Genomic DNA, 15,446 nt, shown 5'->3' with positions numbered 1-15,446 from the left:
TAACTATCCTGCAAAGCACGGATAACACAATCAAACAATCGTACCCATGAGCCTACAGAACAAATACCGAAGCGTACTCAAGCTGAGCGAAGATTTTGACGTCAGGGATGGCTACGCTAAGGAAGCTGACGGAAAGCTTCGACTTGGAGGCGAGGTAGAATATCTTCACCAGAAGGATCTGATTTGGGACGAAATCAAGCGCGTCGGTGGGGAGTACCCCGGTGACATTGAAGCCGACATCAAGGTTAGCAACCAAACCATCTACGCCCGGCATACGGTGGTAAGGGGCGAAAGCCTCGCTAAGCTAGCGAAGGATTACTTGGGTGACGTGATGGCCTACAAGGAAGTTTTTGCTTTCAACTCAGATAATTTGGAGGACCGTAACATGATTTTCCCCGGTCAGGAGCTCATAATACCTTTCCCGAAGGGTCGTACGGCTAATTCGTAGGCGAGAGGTGAAAGTGGCGGAGAAATATCTTGTTGGCCGGGAGAGAAATGAACTGAGTCTACTTCTTGCCTGCGCCGAATAATCTACAACAACAGGTCCATATTCACGTGCTCCTCGATCAGCTCCACGGCCCGGCGAATCTTCCACGGCGTCTTCAAATTGATCTTAACCTCCATCGCGTTGATGCGCACGGCCGCACCATAGGTATCCAGCGGGCAGGAGACGACGGGGATCTTGAATTCATTGAGAAATTCGGTGTGCGGAATGTGTGCTTTTGACATGCCCGTCACGACAATCCCCGCAATGGTGGAGCCCGGGATTTTCCGTTCTTCCAGGATGCTTTGTAGCGCGGACAACGCTTCGTCGAATCGGCGGTAACTCACGATCACCAGGAGATTTTTGAGGTTCTCCACTTCTTCCTGCGCCAGCAAACTACCGCTCGCAATGTTTTCGACGCGGTTGTCCATGCGGCTGCGGTGCATGATGGTTTTACCGTTGAGTGCACGGCGGATGGAAGCCATTATCGGGCTCGACAACTGCTTCTCAAAGGGAAGGACGCCCAGTAGTGGAATGCCCACTTTCTTTAGGTACACATCGACGTAGTGCCGCACCTTATCCATTTTTGCCGGAAGGGTCTTGTTGACGATCACCCCGCGCACGGGTACGCGCCTTTCGCGAAACATCGCTAGGTTCATGTTGAGTTTGTCGATGGTGCTACCGATGCCACCTTCTACGATCATCACGACCGGAGCGTCGAGCAGCTGAGCGACCTGGGCGTTGGATACGTCACAGACCGAACCTACGCCCGGGTGACCGGTGCCTTCGTAAATCACAAAGTCATTCTCTTTGTGCAGTCGGCGGCTCGCGCGGGTGATGTCGGCGGGAAACGTGAACGCCGACGGGTCATCAAGATAAGCCGACGTGACGCCGTGGCCGATGATGACCGGGCTGTGCAAATCCGCGCTGAGCTCAAAGTCCATGCCACGGGCAAAGAGCAGGGCATCCTTATCAACTTTGAGGTCGCCAAGTTCCACGAATTCCTGACCGACGGGCTTGCAGTAACTTACCTTGCGGTCGCGTGCGCGGATAGCAGCCATGAGGCCGAGGGTACAGGTAGTTTTGCCGACGTGCTGGGAGGTGGCGGCGATGTAGAGGCGGTCTAGCATGGTGGGGCTGGTTCGGCTATCGGGTGAAATTGAAAGGTACGCATTCGGCCGTGAGCTCCGGTAAGTGGGGATGTGTTTGCTTCTCGCCCAACCACCCGACACCAGCGGCCGCGCCCGATCTCAGTAGTCCGCGCTAATAGAGCCCACTACTCAAGTACCGGTCTCCCCGGTCACAAATGATGCAAACGATCAGCCCCTCGTCCAGCGTGGCGGCCAGTTTGAGCGCAGCGTGCGTAGAACCACCGGAGCTCATCCCCGCAAACACCCCCGCTTCCCGGGCCAATCGGCGCATCGTAGTCACCGCGTCGTCCGTGCTCACGTCAATCTTTTGGTCGACCACCGAAGCATCATAAATTTCCGGCAAAAAAGCCGGGCTCCAGCGGCGGATGCCGGGAATACGACTGCCGTCCGTGGGCTGGACGCCGACGATCCTGACGTCCGCCGACTGCTCGTGGAGGTAGCGGCCCGTGCCGGTGATGGTGCCGGTCGTGCCCATGCTGCTGACGAAGTGGGTGACTTTGCCGTCGGTGTCTCGCCAAATCTCCGGGCCGGTCGTGCGGTAGTGGGCCTTCCAGTTGTCATCGTTGGCGAACTGGTTGAGGAGGAAAAAATTCCCCGTGGCGGCAATCTCAACGGCGCGTTCGCGGCTGTACTCAATGGTTTTCTCGGCTGGCGTAAGGATGACGTTTGCGCCGTAGGCCTGCATCGTCTGGACACGTTCCTTCGTAGAATTCTCCGGCATGACGAGCGTGATCGGGATGTGTAGCTTGGCGGCGATCATTGCCATGGCAATACCGGTGTTGCCACTCGTAGCCTCCACGATGGCCTTGCCGCCGTCGAGGTCGCCGCGTTCCCGGGCGCCGAGAATCATGGACAGCGCGGCGCGGTCCTTGACGCTACCACCCGGGTTCTGACCTTCGAGTTTGCCGTATATTTTGACGGCGGGGTTGTCCTGGAGTTCGGAAAGATCGACGAGGGGTGTGTTGCCGATGAGGGAGAATAGTGCGGTCATGCTGGGTTATTCGAAACTGAGGTAGGGAACTATTTTGGCGAGCGTGTAGTCGTTAAGCGAACGGATCTGACGAAGGTCTTCCGGACTACGGAAGGCGCCGTGCTTTTCGCGGAATCTGACAACGGTATTCGCCAGCTTGGAGTTGATGTTGGGGTGCCGGCGAAGCTCCTCGACCGTGGCGCGGTTAACGCTCAACTGACGGTAGATTGGGCCGAGCGCTAGGTAAGGCAAGATAGTTTGCCAGGTAGAATCAGGAATACCCCGGGTGGTGGCTGCTTGTTCCAGGTCGTAGAATCCGCCCAGGACGTCACGGTACCGAATCAGGCGTCGCGCGCGGTAGGAACCGATGCCGGGGAGGGTTTTTAGTAGCGTGGTGTCGGCCGCGTTCAGATCTACTGAAGCTAGGGCGGGTAGGGGCGCGCGGGTATAAACGGTGGGCGCGGTCCCGATCCTTATCGGGAGTGCCGAGCCGGGTGGGGGAGGGGCAATGTCGATTAAAGGGAGTGCTAGTTCCACCAGAATGGAATCGAGGCTTTTGACGCGCCGCAGATCTTCCGGCTTGCGAAAAGTAATCGGCCGACCGGCCCGGTAGTGGAGCAGACCTTTGGCTTGGTACTCAGGAAAGCCGAGCAGTTGGAGACTGTCGAGCGAGATGGTGTTGGGGTCGAAAGGAAATTCAGCCGCGAGAGAAGGGGGCGGTAACTCCGGAAAGTCGGCGAGTGCAAGCAGGCGTGACTTTAGCGCGGGATCGAGGAAACGTAGCTTGTTAAGCTGCCGTGCCGTAGCGATGCCGCCCGGCACTTTCGTGCGGTACGTTATCCAGGCTTTAGCCTGGTACGGTCGTAGACCGAGTCTTTCCAGCTCGGTAATCGTCACTGCGTTGGGTGCGAACCGAAAACTTTGCACTCCCGATAGGGATCGGGACCGCACATAGGTATTCTTAACATTTTCTACCCGCGCCAACCCCACCAAACGGTCTTTAAGCGCATCGTCCAGCGCGTACAATTTCCGCAAGTCATTCGGCTTACGAAAAGCGTTCGTTCGTTTGCCCCGAAATTTCAGGAACGAATTCGCCTGCCGCGCGGACAGGCCGAGCCTCAGTAAATCGTCTTTACTAACCACGTTGGGGTCGAAGACAAAATCTTCCGCTTCCGGCCGAAAATCCCGCGCGTCGGCCACGGCAAACTGCGCCCGGAGCGCCACGGTTGCACTTTGATATCGATCCGAGAACGTCAGCGTCCGCGAACCGATAACTACGGTAGCCACCAGCACGAGTGAGAACAGAACCGCCCCACCCAACCGTTGCCAGCTCGCGTACCCATCCCACCTCATTTGCCACTTGCTCACGCCGCTTTTTTGAGGTTGGAAAGATAAGCCAGTTCCGCTGGCCGAAAGAAATATCCCTCCCTTGCCAGAACAACATTTTGTGGTCCGCCCCGCTCGCCGTAGGTTTGCCGCCACGGAGGGGCAACCCGCGCAACGGAAAACCATGATTAATCGCAAATTTTACTTCTGGTACGGTTTTTACTTTTACCCCACCGGGTAAGGGACGCTCACCTCTACGTACTAAACGATAGAACGAACAGTGGTCCCAGCGCGCAGCCGGGGCCACTTTTTTTTAGCCCACCCACTTCACCATGAACACGAGCACCATCACCAGCGTCGCGCAAATTCGCGTCAGCATCCAGGGCTACGCCGGGGCTTTTCACGAGGCCGCCGCGCGCCAGCATTTCGTGGGTAAAGATGTCGTAACCGTCCCGGCCCGCACGTTCGCCGACGTCGTTAAGCAAGTTGAAGACGGCACCTCCGACGTCGGACTCATGGCCATTGAGAACACCCTGGCCGGGAGCTTGATGGATAATTACGATCTACTCCAGACGGCCAACCTACGCATCACCGCCGAAACGTACCTGCGCATCCGACTCAACCTCATGGGGCTCCCCGGCACGGCATTGCGCGATCTGCGCAACGTCCATTCTCACCCCGTCGCCCTGACGCAGTGCCGTAAATTCTTTAAGAACTGGCCCCAAATCAACCTAATCAAGGACGTAGATACCGCCCTGAGCGCCCGGGAGGTCAAAGAACTTAACGACCCCACCCGCGGCGCCATCGCCAGCGCCGCCGCCGCGGAGCTCTACGGATTGGAAATCCTGGCACCGGGTATCGAAACCAACAAGCTCAACCACACGCGCTTTTTGGTCCTCGAACGCGGGCGCGACCACGCCGCCGACGACGGTGATAAAGTCTCCCTGAGCTTCGCGACCACCCACGAAGCCGGCGCGCTCTACCGCGTGCTGATGATCCTGGCCGCCTATAAGATCAACCTGACGAAAATCCAGAGTAAGCCGATCGTCGGGCGCCCGTTTCAGTACCGATTTCACGTCGATTTCCTCCTCGAAGGACACGTTACCCTTTCCCAAGCCATCGACGCCATTCGCCCGGTTTGCATGGAACTGCGCATCCTCGGTGTGTACCAAGCCGGCGTAAAGCCCTGACCCATGACCCTAACTGACACCGCCGTGCGGCCCGTAATCCCCACCTCCGAACGCCTCGGGGAGACAAAAGAATATTACTTCAGCAGCAAATTGCGGGAGCTGGCCTCCCTGCGCGCCGCCGGAAAAAACATCATCAATCTTGGCATCGGTTCGCCCGACATGCCGCCGGCGCCGGAGGTGATTGCGGCCCTCAAAAATTCAGCTTCGCAAGCGGACACGCACGGCTACCAGTCCTACGTCGGCCGGCCGGAATTGCGGGAAGCTTTTGCGGGCTGGTACGCGCGGTACTTTAATGTGGACCTCGATCCGGCGACGGAAATTCTTCCGATGATGGGTAGTAAGGAAGCGATTATGCACATCAGCATGGCTTTTTTAAATCCGGGCGACGAGGTATTGGTCCCCAACCCAGGCTATCCTACTTACCGGTACGCTACGGAACTGGCTGGTGGGGTCGTCACCGAATATCACCTAACGGAGGCTAGCGGCTGGCTGCCCGATCTAAAACACCTGGCATCCCGCGTCAGCGCCAAAACCAAGATCATGTGGATCAATTATCCGCACATGCCGACCGGTACTGCTGCTCCGGACACCTTTTTTGGCGAGTTGATCGACTTCGCACGGAAACACAATATCTTGCTCGTCAACGACAATCCTTACGCCTTTATCCTCACGAAAAAGCGCCAGAGTTTACTGTCACTACCGGGCGCAAAAGAAGTGTGCCTCGAACTTTGCTCGCTGAGTAAGGCCCAGAATATGGCGGGCTGGCGCGTGGGCGCGGTCGCGGGTGCCGGGGAATACCTGAAGAGCATCCTTCGCTTTAAATCCAACATGGATAGCGGAATGTTCCGACCCGTCCAGGAAGCCGCCGCGCAAGCTTTGTCGCTGGGGCCGGAGTGGTACGACCAACTCAACGCTCACTACCGCCGCCGCCGCGAAATCGCGTTCGACATCATGGACGCGCTGGGCTGCACGTACGAGCGCAATCAAGTCGGTCTCTTCGTCTGGGCCAAATGCCCCGCTGGCAAAACCGGCTACGAAGTGTCCGACGACGCGCTGTACAATAAGGATGTCTTCCTGACGCCCGGAGGAATCTTCGGAAGCGAAGGTGAAGCATACTTACGCATCAGCCTGTGTTCCACCGAAACCACCCTCACCGAGGCCCTAAACCGACTCCGCTAATGATCGTAGCAATTATCGGCATCGGCCTGATCGGCGGCTCGCTCGGCATTACCCTCCAGGAGAACGGCTTAGCCAGCCGCGTGCTGGGGGTAGATACTAACCCAGTGAACGTGGACAAAGCCATTCGCCGCCGCTTGGTAACCGAGGAAATGAGCCTGAGCGCTGCCCTGCAAACGGCCGACGTGATTATTCTCGCCACGCCAGTCGACGTGATGCGGAAACTACTGCCGACCCTGCTGAGTGGTATTTCCGAAAACCAGACCCTGATCGACGTGGGGTCCACTAAAGAACAGCTGCTGGATGAAGTAGCCGATCACCCCAACCGCGCCCGCTACGTAGCCTGCCACCCCATGGCCGGCACCGAGTACAGTGGTCCGGAAGCTGCCATCCCCGGACTATTCGACCGAAAAACCTGCGTGATCGTTGACCGGGAAGACAGCGCCGCCGATGCCCTCGACGTAGCTCACCGGCTCTTCCGCAGCGCGGGCATGAACGTGAGTTACCTGGACCGCAAAGCGCACGATCTGCACTGCGCCTACGTCAGTCACATCAGCCATATTGCGAGTTTCGCCCTAGCGCTGACCGTGCTGGAGAAAGAGAAGGACGAGCAACGAATTTTCGAATTAGCTAGTTCCGGTTTCGGCTCCACCGTTCGCCTGGCCAAAAGCTCCGCGGACATGTGGGTGCCTATCTTCCGCCAGAACCGCGACCACGTCCTCGACGTCCTCGACGAACACATCGAGCAACTATCGAAATTCAGAACGCAACTCATCAAGCGCGACTTCGACGGTTTTCACGAACGTATTGAAAGAGCCAATGAAATTGCAAAAATTCTTCAATAGAAAGCCACTCACAATTTTAAATAAAACTAGCTATGATTTTGTCCGTCGGCGTTTTGAGAAGCTGGAGGACCAAGTGACCAAAGGGAGCGTGTTCACCAGGTTCTCAAAACCAAGGGCCGACGGACAAAATCATAGAAAAGATCAAATTCATGAACATAGGAAAAGTCATCACCCCAACCCCCGGCCGCGGCCTCGTCATCGCCGGCCCCTGCAGCGCCGAAACCGAAGGGCAAGTCATGCAGTGCGCCCGGGATCTCGCTAAGCTCGGACAGGTCGATCTCTTTCGCTCCGGTATCTGGAAGCCGCGCACCCGCCCCGGCAGCTTCGAGGGCGTGGGCAAAGAAGGCCTGCAGTGGCTCAAGCGCGTAAAGGAAGAAACGGGCATGAATACGACGACGGAAGTCGCCAAGGCCAGCCACGTTTTCGACTGTCTCAAAGCGGGTATCGATGTCCTCTGGCTCGGTGCCCGGACCACCGTTAATCCTTTCAGCGTGCAGGAGATTGCCGATGCGCTGAACGGCACGGACATTCCCGTGCTCATCAAAAACCCCATTAACCCGGACCTCGGTTTGTGGCAGGGCGCGGTGGAGCGGATCTATAAAGCAGGAATTACCCGGATCGGCCTCATCCACCGTGGCTTCTCCTACCACGGCGAAACCACTTACCGGAACGTTCCCCGTTGGCAGATGGCCATCGAGATGAAGCGCAAGTTCCCCGACCTACAAATGTTTATCGACAACAGCCACATCTGTGGTCGGCGCGATACGCTGCACGAAGTCGCCCAGGAAGCCCTCAACCTCAACTACGATGGCCTGATGACCGAAGTCCACCCCCGCCCGGACGAAGCCTGGTCGGACGCCGCCCAACAAATCACGCCTGCGGTTTTCGGCGAAATGCTCAAGAACTTACGCCTGCGCAAGCCTACCGCCAGCGAAATGGAGATTGCCCCTCTTACCGAACTACGTCGTCAGATCGACGAAATCGATAACGACCTCATCGGGATGATCGGTCGGCGAATGAAATTATCCGATAGCATTGGTGAGTTCAAAGCCGAGCGGAACATCGCCGTGCTGCAGAGTGACCGTTGGGAAGCCATCCTGGTTAAAGCCGCACAGGACGGCGCTACGCACGGCCTCAGCTCAGAGTTCATGGAAAAGTACCTGAAGGCCATCCACCAGGAAAGCATTGACCACCAGGACGCTATTGTTAATCGGTAGCGAAACTGCCGCATCCTTAATCGCTACGGGGATGGCCCTCTGGAGGTTGTCTCGAACGTGCGGGCCGAATAATCTGATCATGAAAAAGCCCCCCGAACTTGCGTTCGGGGGGCTTTTGGGTTTTAGCTAGCAGCAGTTGATGCTCCTGGCCAAATTTACTTGTGATCGTACTGATTGCAACCAAAGTCACCGCTGGTGATGATTTCGGCGTTCTGAGCCGATTGGTTCTGCAGGACGGGGAGCATGTACTTCATGCCGCTTTCGCTGAGCACGTCACATTCTCCGAAGTTTTCGCGGTTTTGTACGGCGGGGGCTTCGTGTGCCCAGTGGTCGCATGATTTGCAGGTAGGTTCCATAATGGTAGATGTTTTAGGTGAAGAAATTAGCTTTGACAAAGCTCGCTTGCCCTAATAAAAGCGATCGTACCCAACGTTAGTTCGCTAACTGCCTGATTATAGGTTGTTTGTAGAAAGACTAAATAAGGTTTTGAGTGACAATGGCTGACCCAAACATCGACATTTTCCGTGTGTCTGGTGGATTGTACTGGCGGGGATTTGTAAGTTGAAATAGGCTGGGCGTAAGATATTGGACACCCAGTATCCGAGTATCTTCGGCGGGGGTTCATCCTCTGCTTCTCGCAAATTTTTCTTGCACCCGCGACCGCGCCTCATAACCAGTTAAGGTACCTTCTATTCCCTAATCCGACGGTGTAATGCCGGCACGGTAAGTGCTACCGCCGTGCCCGTGACGAAACCAATTAGTACGTCCGTGAAGAAGTGCTTGCCGGCCCGCATCCGACCGTAGGCAACCGTGGCGGGGATCAGCGCCGCCGCCGCCCAGACGTAGGGCGTGGCCGAACTCCCCGGGTGCAGGTCGGAGTAGAGCTGGGCGGTCGTCATCGTAAAGTAAGCCGCCGTGGCGACGTGGCCGCTGTAAAAACTGAAGCGGGAGTTCTTGCTTAATTTCAGGTCGGAAGGCACGTCGGGGTTGTAGTTGAACGGCCGCGGGCGACGCACCGTCACCTTGGTGAGGTTAACGAGCGCGGCGTTGATTAGGGCGCCTTCGAACACGAGCAGGGCCATGTCGTCGAAATTATCCCGGCCCGTTTCGTCAAGCAGCAGGAAGAAAGGGCTGGCAAAACTCGTCAGTAAAAGCTTATCCGTGAACTCATCCGTTTTCAGCGAAAAATGACGGGTGGAGTAACGATCGATCGGTGGGATCTTGTCGAAGTCCAAGCCCTTAATGTCCGCCTCGGTCAGTTTGGGAATACGCCGGTCGAGGTACATGGACGTGGCGGTGATGCCCGTACCCAAACCAAGCAAAATGGCGTTGGTCGTGTTGCTCGGGTTGTAAGGTCTAATCCCTTGCGCCGGTAACAGGGCCGACAGGCAGAACGCAAAAAGCAGAAAGAGGAACGAGAGTCTGGATTTGATCATCGGAGTAGCACTTGCGGGTGTGTTAGGCGGAACCGATGGCAATAGCGTAGGTTCAGTTTTAAAGCCCTAAGGTAGCGCGTTTGTCCGTATCGGCAAGGCTATTCTGCGACCAGTAGGGAGCCACTACCTGCTCCTTCAAGGTTGCGACCGTAGTGAGGGACTTGCCACGGCTGGGGTAGGTTTCCGTCCAGCCGCGGATTACGTAGGGTGGGGCGGCGCTAAACACGATCTCGACCGTGCGCTCGAGGCTCGGGTAACTAATAGTGTAGCTCTTGAGTGTTTCAGCGTCGGTGAAACGGTCGCCAGCGTAATCGCCAAGCGTCAGTTGCGTGGCCACGGCCGCGTAAGGTTTGTGCAGCATCACCAGGTAGCCGCTGGCGGGCACGACGCGACGCTCGCCCGTCGGTAATTCCTTCCACCCGGTGCGGATTCGGTTAAAAATTTCGTCTTCCAAGAAATCGCCGGTGACGGTGTGTTCCACGTCGCCTTCACTTTCGAAGTAGGAGCGTAGTTCCGTCTTCCAGCCTCCGTCGTTGTCGGCATTGAACTGGGTGTACGTCTGGCCGCACCAATCCTGCACGGACGTGGTCACTTTGAGTGTGTGGGGTTGCTTGGCCAAGTCCGTGGGCGTGAAAACGGAGGTCATCTGGGAATAATCGTAGATGCCCGTCGTGAAGCGGCGAATCAGGTTGGTCTTGATGATCGGCGTTGTGTTGGGGTTCGCGTAGGCATCGTTCTTTACCTGCCGGTCGGTCAAAAAATCCTCACTCACGAAAATGAGCGTGATTTGCCCGGGGTGAACCTCACCGTAGCGCACCTGCTGGAGGTCGTACGTGTTGATCTCCGCCTTGCCCTGGTACCAGTAATCACTCAGTTGACCCCGGAACTGGCCGGGCACGGTAGTGGCCACAACCGCTTGGTCGGGCGATTTGCTCGAAGACTGAGCGCCGTTGCAGGCAGTCATTAGAAGGATTAGAATGGGGAGGTAGCACGAAAATTTCATACTTCGGGGAACGCTTCGTGTTGGCCGTAGTTGTACCGCTGGCGAGCGGAGCATCGGTTCGGTGGTGCTGGTTATCCGATTTTCTAAGTTTCACGTGATCGCCGTGTTCAGGGTTAGGCGCGGTCGCGGGTGCAATGTAAATTAGAAAGAGCTACGCCAAAACCCCTGGCACCAGTGCGCTTTGCGTAAAAGTGTGTGTATTACTACACCTTCAGTGCACAGTAGCTTAAGGGAAAGGTTTACCCGTATTCCAGGAATAATCCCCTTCCTGAGATTTAGTCCTACTTTAGCGGCGATAGTTTACTAATGCACTCATTTTTTTTGTGGCCTCGCTGTAATTTATGAGGCCCAGGCTTTTTCAGTACCTTTCACTCGCGGATAATTGTTTGTCCGTCCTTCTATATTTTTACGTTTACGCCTTACCCTCAACCCAGATAAATGTTTCGCTTCCGACTCCTCTTTTTGTGTTGTGTCCTCATCGTGTCGTCGCACCTGGGGTCGCAGGACCGTCCGGCGGCAACGGTTAAGTTTTTGGCCGGGTCCGATGCTTTAACGAACAAAAACTACAAAAAGGCTGCTAAATCTTTCCGTCGGGCTACCGAGCTCGACGCTGGATTTATCCCCGCCCACCGGCTGCTCGGCCTGGCGGAAGAGCTCAGGGGCAACCTGCCGGAAGCCGCCAAACAGTACGAGTTCGTGCTGAGCCGAGATTCTATGTTCAGCCGTTTACTTTATCACCAACTGGGCAGCGTGTACTACCGGATGTCCCGCCCGAAACTGGCGGAAGAGTACTACCTCATCTTTCAGGAACTGCAATCCTTTGATCCCGTACTGTTCGGTCGCAACGGTGACGAGGAGAAGGTACAGGAACGGGCCGTGCTCAAGCGGCTTCCCGCCGATCTTCGCTCGGTACGAATCACCCAGGACAGCGCCCAGTTCGTCAACGTCAGTGAAGTAGACAACATGGGGCCGCCGATCAACACGGTCCGCGACGACTACTTCCCCTTTTTCGCCAATGACCTCAACAGTTTCTACTACACGCGGCAGGGGGAGTTCCGGGACGAAGACCTCATCGAAGGCGTCCGGGCCGAAGCCGGCATGGCGTGGACGACTTCGCGGTTCGGCAACTTCAACACGCTGCAACCGGAAGGCATGTGTACCCTCGTCCGGGACGGCGAGCGGATCTACTTCACCGTTTGCCACGAAAAGGCGACCGTGGGGGGGTGCGACCTATTCACGGGGTGGATCATTAAGGGGAAGGTAGAGCGGGTGGAGGCGCTGCCGGATTACGTCAATGCGGCCGGTTGGGAAAGCCAGCCCGCTATTTCCTGCGATGGCCAGCAGCTCTTTTTCGCCAGTATCCGCCCGGGTGGCCTCGGCGGCAGCGACATCTACGTGTGCTCAAAAAATGCGGATGGCACTTGGTCCGAGCCCAAAAACCTGGGGGATGGCGTAAATTCCCCCCAGGATGAGGAAGGACCTTTTCTCAGTAACGACGGTCAAATTCTGTACTTCGCCAGTATGGGGCACGAGGGGTTTGGCGATCAGGATATTTACATGAGCTACCGGGATAGGCGTGACGATCGGTTCGGGGCGGCGATCAACCTCGGCCCCCCGATTAACGGGCCACACCGGGAGTTAGGCTTTCACCTCGGCAGCGACGGGCGTACTGGCTTTTTCGCCAGTGACCGTCCCGGTGGGCTCGGGGGGCTCGACATCTACGAGTTTCAACTGGACCGAAAGCTCACGGGCCGCGACGTCACCTACGTTTCCGGTTACGTCACGGACAGTCTGACCGGTGAACCAATTACGGAACAGGCAGTATCGGTATTAAACGGTCCCACCTACTATACGAACTACGCTGGCAGATTTTTTATTTGTGCCTCCGCGGACGCACCACTGCCCATTAGCGTGGCGAATGATGCTTACCTACCTTATTACCGAAATTTTGCGGTCCCCACGTGGGATAACCGCGAGCCTTACCGAATCGATTTAAAGCTGACTCAGGAAAAGACGCTCGTCAGTCCCACCCACCCAGAAACCATTGCACCTAGCCCGGTAGCTATCGGGGCGCCCGAAAAATTGAAGAATGATCAGAAGCTGACCGTCAGATTTACCATCGTTAACCGCAGCCTGACCCTGCGCTTTAAGATCGATGACGCTAGTCTACCTTCCTCTCAGGTCAATAGCCTCAACGATTTCGTAGCATTGATCATCGACAAACCGGTGACATCCCTCGATGTTATCGGTTACGCCGACGATTCAGGAGCGGAAGAATACAACCTCGACCTAAGCCGGAACAGAGCGCAAACGGTCGCTAGGTTTTTGGAAACCGCCGGCATTACTGCCACGGAAACGCGCGTTGAAGGAATGGGAGAAATATCGGGGCCCGGTGCGCGGTCCCTTTACCGAAAAGTAGAAATTAAAGTTACTTACCGGCAAGCCTTACCAGCCGACGAGTAAATTCCGTGGCTTCGACTTCACCAGTAAACTTGCTCCAATCAACCACGTTCCCCTATCTTAGAAGTTCCTACCGGTGAATAATCTCACGCGGCGGTGCTTCTCAAAACCTAATTTTATATGAAATCTGTTCTCACCATGCTGTGCTGTTTGGTCGCTTTCGCGGCATCCGCGCAGACCACCAAACCAAGCTACTGCGAAGAAGGCATCAACACTTACGGCTCCGTCGTCAGCGTTGATAACGGCACTACTGCCCCGGATGCGCTCCCGGCCTTTGCTTCGACGCCAACGACCGAATACAAGATTCAGGTAGCGATTCTCCGCTACACGGACCCCACGGAATATCCTTTTCACCCCGCGCTAGTCGCCCGCTACCGTCCCTGCGAGGAGGTCTGGGTCGTTGAAAGCCGCGAGAGCTTTTCCGACCGCACGGATGCGCAGAGTCTGCAAACCGAGTTAAAAGATCTGGGCTACGGCAGCGCGTTCATTACCGAGTTGGTTGGCTACATGTAATAAGCAATTTAGCTCGACGCTCCACATCCATCTTCCTTTTTTCAAGGCGCGAAATATTTATCAATGAAGTTTCTCACCCACGGTTTTATTTGCGCGGTTTTACTAATCTGTGCGTTCGCGTGCACCCAGCCCCAGTCCGCCACCGAGGCGGAACGAACTGCCGTGGTGCCAGTCCAACTCAACGTGGAAAACGCATACGGTGCTGAATTCGAGCCACTCGAAGTTGTTGCCGCCCCGAGTTTTATCAGTCGGTACACTGAAAAGGAGATTGCGGATACTATTAATACCGTACTTCGTGGAGAGGTGACTGAAGTCTGCCAGGCGAAGGGGTGTTGGATGACCATCAACTCCGGCCAGGAAGACGAGATTATGGTTAAGTTCAAGGACTATGGTTTCTTCATGCCGAAGGACATCAGCGGCCGGGAAGTGGTCATGAATGGTATGGCCTACTACCAGATAACGCCGGTCGATGAACTACGCCACTACGCGGAAGATGCCGGTAAGGACGCCGCTGAGATTGCTGCCATCACGGAGCCGGTAAAGGAACTGCGCTTCCTGGCGGACGGAGTGAAGCTCCTCAAATAATTTTTTTCGCCTTAAAGTTGCCCACGAACGAGTAAAGATGCTCCGGTCTAGTTTCTCTACGAAGAGAAATTGGACCGGAGCATTTTTAATTGTGGTCGGCTACTGTGCGGTCATAAGGGGCATTACAACTGAACGGCTCCTTTGAACGCACAGTAATTAGTGACTAAATTTAATCAAATACTGGAATATCGCAATTTGTGGAACAGCGAGATTGGTCGTAATGTATTGAGCGTCAAAATTTTACGACTTTGGCATGAGTTTTGAAGGTAGTTGGGTGAAGTGCTGCGAAGAATTGTAATCGTAAGCAAGTATGCATTAGCCTTTAAACTACCCGAACCATGACCAACCAGGAATTCACCCAAGAGATTGGTAAACTAGACAACCTGCTGTTTTCTTTCGCCCTTCGGCTGACGCGTAGCCAGCAGGATGCGCAGGACTTGATGCAGGAAACCGCCATGCGTGCGTACCGGCACCGCGAAAAATTCGCGATCGGTACCAATTTCAAGAGTTGGGTATCCACCATCATGCGCAACACTTACATTAACCACTACCGCAAGGCTAAGAGCCGTAAGCACGTTAACCAGCCCATCGAAAGCTTTACGTTCGCGCTCGAAAACCAGAATGCCGTCGACAACGTGGGGGAGCACGACATGCGGATGAAGGAGTTGCGCAAAGTAATGAATGGCATTGGCGAAATTTACCGCATCCCTTTCCTGATGTTTTATCAGGGCTACGAGTACCAGGAAATAGCGGACCACCTGTGTATCCCGATCGGTACGGTTAAGAGTAGAATCTTCCTGGCACGCCAAAAGATGAAGGCCGTTATCGGGAGCCGCACCGCAGATTAGTAGTTGTCTACGAGTCTTTATCCATCATTCCGCGTGCATATTTGCGGACCCAAGCGGGCGTCGACAAATAATTATCTACGGGCACGAACAAATTAAGCAAAACTGAAATGACTATATTTAATCAATTTTTTAAATATAGTAAGCAGAGCTTGATTAGTGTTTAGTTAACGTTCTGTTTATCAAAGCCTTAAGGGTTTGGCACGCTATTTGTACGTGAGGTAGTAGTTATTCGGCTTGTTGCC

At 55.5% G+C, this 15,446-nt stretch carries 15 protein-coding genes; 9 read left to right on the top strand and 6 right to left on the bottom strand.

The window, feature by feature from the left end:
• Positions 1-46 precede the first annotated feature (46 nt).
• The gene (locus GGR27_RS04430; protein WP_168036168.1) at positions 47-448 is read left to right on the top strand and encodes a LysM peptidoglycan-binding domain-containing protein; all 402 of its coding nucleotides are present in this window, start codon (positions 47-49) and stop codon (positions 446-448) included.
• A gap of 83 nt (positions 449-531) precedes the next feature.
• Here the strand turns inward: GGR27_RS04430 and GGR27_RS04425 are convergent, their stop codons facing one another.
• The 3 genes from GGR27_RS04425 to GGR27_RS04415 all read right to left on the bottom strand — a co-directional run bounded on the left by GGR27_RS04425 (position 532) and on the right by GGR27_RS04415 (position 3,973).
• The gene (locus GGR27_RS04425) at positions 532-1,614 is read right to left on the bottom strand and encodes an AAA family ATPase (protein ID WP_168036167.1); all 1,083 of its coding nucleotides are present in this window, start codon (positions 1,612-1,614) and stop codon (positions 532-534) included.
• Positions 1,615-1,747: 133 nt separating this feature from the next.
• On the bottom strand, positions 1,748-2,626 hold the full coding sequence (gene cysM / locus GGR27_RS04420) for a cysteine synthase CysM (protein ID WP_168036166.1): 879 nt from the start codon (positions 2,624-2,626) through the stop codon (positions 1,748-1,750).
• A gap of 6 nt (positions 2,627-2,632) precedes the next feature.
• Positions 2,633-3,973, bottom strand: coding sequence for a helix-hairpin-helix domain-containing protein (locus tag GGR27_RS04415; RefSeq protein ID WP_168036165.1), 1,341 nt, complete (start codon positions 3,971-3,973; stop codon positions 2,633-2,635).
• A 290-nt stretch (positions 3,974-4,263) separates the two neighbouring features.
• Here GGR27_RS04415 and GGR27_RS04410 point away from each other — a divergent pair, with 290 nt between their 5' ends.
• From GGR27_RS04410 to GGR27_RS04395, 4 genes are all read left to right on the top strand, one after another.
• Positions 4,264-5,121 (top strand): prephenate dehydratase, encoded by an 858-nt coding sequence (locus GGR27_RS04410; RefSeq protein WP_168036164.1) that lies wholly within the window; start codon positions 4,264-4,266, stop codon positions 5,119-5,121.
• 3 nt (positions 5,122-5,124) lie between these two features.
• Positions 5,125-6,300, top strand: a complete 1,176-nt coding sequence (locus tag GGR27_RS04405) for a pyridoxal phosphate-dependent aminotransferase (protein WP_168036163.1) — start codon at positions 5,125-5,127, stop codon at positions 6,298-6,300.
• On the top strand, positions 6,300-7,142 hold the full coding sequence (locus GGR27_RS04400; RefSeq protein ID WP_168036162.1) for a prephenate dehydrogenase: 843 nt from the start codon (positions 6,300-6,302) through the stop codon (positions 7,140-7,142). The genes GGR27_RS04405 and GGR27_RS04400 overlap by 1 nt, the downstream gene beginning before the upstream one ends.
• 149 nt (positions 7,143-7,291) lie before the next feature.
• The gene (locus tag GGR27_RS04395) at positions 7,292-8,359 is read left to right on the top strand and encodes a chorismate mutase (protein WP_168036161.1); all 1,068 of its coding nucleotides are present in this window, start codon (positions 7,292-7,294) and stop codon (positions 8,357-8,359) included.
• Positions 8,360-8,514: 155 nt separating this feature from the next.
• Here GGR27_RS04395 and GGR27_RS04390 read toward each other — a convergent pair whose 3' ends face one another.
• The 3 genes from GGR27_RS04390 to GGR27_RS04380 form a co-directional block, all read right to left on the bottom strand.
• Positions 8,515-8,715 (bottom strand): hypothetical protein, encoded by a 201-nt coding sequence (locus GGR27_RS04390; protein WP_168036160.1) that lies wholly within the window; start codon positions 8,713-8,715, stop codon positions 8,515-8,517.
• Between the two features lie 333 nt (positions 8,716-9,048).
• Positions 9,049-9,795 (bottom strand): phosphatase PAP2 family protein, encoded by a 747-nt coding sequence (locus tag GGR27_RS04385; RefSeq protein ID WP_168036159.1) that lies wholly within the window; start codon positions 9,793-9,795, stop codon positions 9,049-9,051.
• Between the two features lie 58 nt (positions 9,796-9,853).
• Complete coding sequence (locus GGR27_RS04380) at positions 9,854-10,759, bottom strand: hypothetical protein (protein WP_168036158.1); 906 nt, start codon at positions 10,757-10,759, stop codon at positions 9,854-9,856.
• A 477-nt stretch (positions 10,760-11,236) separates the two neighbouring features.
• Here GGR27_RS04380 and GGR27_RS04375 point away from each other — a divergent pair, with 477 nt between their 5' ends.
• The 4 genes from GGR27_RS04375 (at position 11,237) to GGR27_RS04360 (ending at position 15,204) form a co-directional block, all read left to right on the top strand.
• Positions 11,237-13,261, top strand: a complete 2,025-nt coding sequence (locus GGR27_RS04375) for an OmpA family protein (RefSeq protein WP_168036157.1) — start codon at positions 11,237-11,239, stop codon at positions 13,259-13,261.
• 117 nt (positions 13,262-13,378) lie between these two features.
• Positions 13,379-13,771: a hypothetical protein gene (locus GGR27_RS04370; RefSeq protein ID WP_168036156.1), complete on the top strand. Its 393-nt coding sequence runs from the start codon at positions 13,379-13,381 to the stop codon at positions 13,769-13,771.
• 63 nt (positions 13,772-13,834) lie between these two features.
• On the top strand, positions 13,835-14,356 hold the full coding sequence (locus GGR27_RS04365) for a DUF4920 domain-containing protein (protein ID WP_168036155.1): 522 nt from the start codon (positions 13,835-13,837) through the stop codon (positions 14,354-14,356).
• A 338-nt stretch (positions 14,357-14,694) separates the two neighbouring features.
• Positions 14,695-15,204 (top strand): RNA polymerase sigma factor, encoded by a 510-nt coding sequence (locus GGR27_RS04360; protein ID WP_168036154.1) that lies wholly within the window; start codon positions 14,695-14,697, stop codon positions 15,202-15,204.
• The last annotated feature ends 242 nt before the right edge of the window (positions 15,205-15,446 follow it).

This window comes from Neolewinella antarctica, from assembly GCF_011927835.1.
GTDB classification, from domain to species: domain Bacteria; phylum Bacteroidota; class Bacteroidia; order Chitinophagales; family Saprospiraceae; genus Neolewinella; species Neolewinella antarctica.
The sequence above is the reverse complement of the archived record's forward strand: the minus strand, read 5'-3'. Positions and strand labels throughout refer to the sequence as shown.

Bases quoted from the DNA above. Each gene is read 5' to 3' on its own strand.
- cysM (WP_168036166.1), bottom strand. From the start codon at position 2,626: ATGACCGCACTATTCTCCCTCATCGGCAACACACCCCTCGTCGATCTT.
- GGR27_RS04370 (WP_168036156.1), top strand. From the start codon at position 13,379: ATGAAATCTGTTCTCACCATGCTGTGCTGTTTGGTCGCTTTCGCGGCA.
- GGR27_RS04390 (WP_168036160.1), bottom strand. From the start codon at position 8,715: ATGGAACCTACCTGCAAATCATGCGACCACTGGGCACACGAAGCCCCC.
- GGR27_RS04395 (WP_168036161.1), top strand. From the start codon at position 7,292: ATGAACATAGGAAAAGTCATCACCCCAACCCCCGGCCGCGGCCTCGTC.
- GGR27_RS04410 (WP_168036164.1), top strand. From the start codon at position 4,264: ATGAACACGAGCACCATCACCAGCGTCGCGCAAATTCGCGTCAGCATC.
- GGR27_RS04380 (WP_168036158.1), bottom strand. From the start codon at position 10,759: ATGACTGCCTGCAACGGCGCTCAGTCTTCGAGCAAATCGCCCGACCAA.
- GGR27_RS04425 (WP_168036167.1), bottom strand. From the start codon at position 1,614: ATGCTAGACCGCCTCTACATCGCCGCCACCTCCCAGCACGTCGGCAAA.
- GGR27_RS04405 (WP_168036163.1), top strand. From the start codon at position 5,125: ATGACCCTAACTGACACCGCCGTGCGGCCCGTAATCCCCACCTCCGAA.
- GGR27_RS04365 (WP_168036155.1), top strand. From the start codon at position 13,835: ATGAAGTTTCTCACCCACGGTTTTATTTGCGCGGTTTTACTAATCTGT.
- GGR27_RS04430 (WP_168036168.1), top strand. From the start codon at position 47: ATGAGCCTACAGAACAAATACCGAAGCGTACTCAAGCTGAGCGAAGAT.
- GGR27_RS04385 (WP_168036159.1), bottom strand. From the start codon at position 9,795: ATGATCAAATCCAGACTCTCGTTCCTCTTTCTGCTTTTTGCGTTCTGC.
- GGR27_RS04375 (WP_168036157.1), top strand. From the start codon at position 11,237: ATGTTTCGCTTCCGACTCCTCTTTTTGTGTTGTGTCCTCATCGTGTCG.
- GGR27_RS04400 (WP_168036162.1), top strand. From the start codon at position 6,300: ATGATCGTAGCAATTATCGGCATCGGCCTGATCGGCGGCTCGCTCGGC.
- GGR27_RS04360 (WP_168036154.1), top strand. From the start codon at position 14,695: ATGACCAACCAGGAATTCACCCAAGAGATTGGTAAACTAGACAACCTG.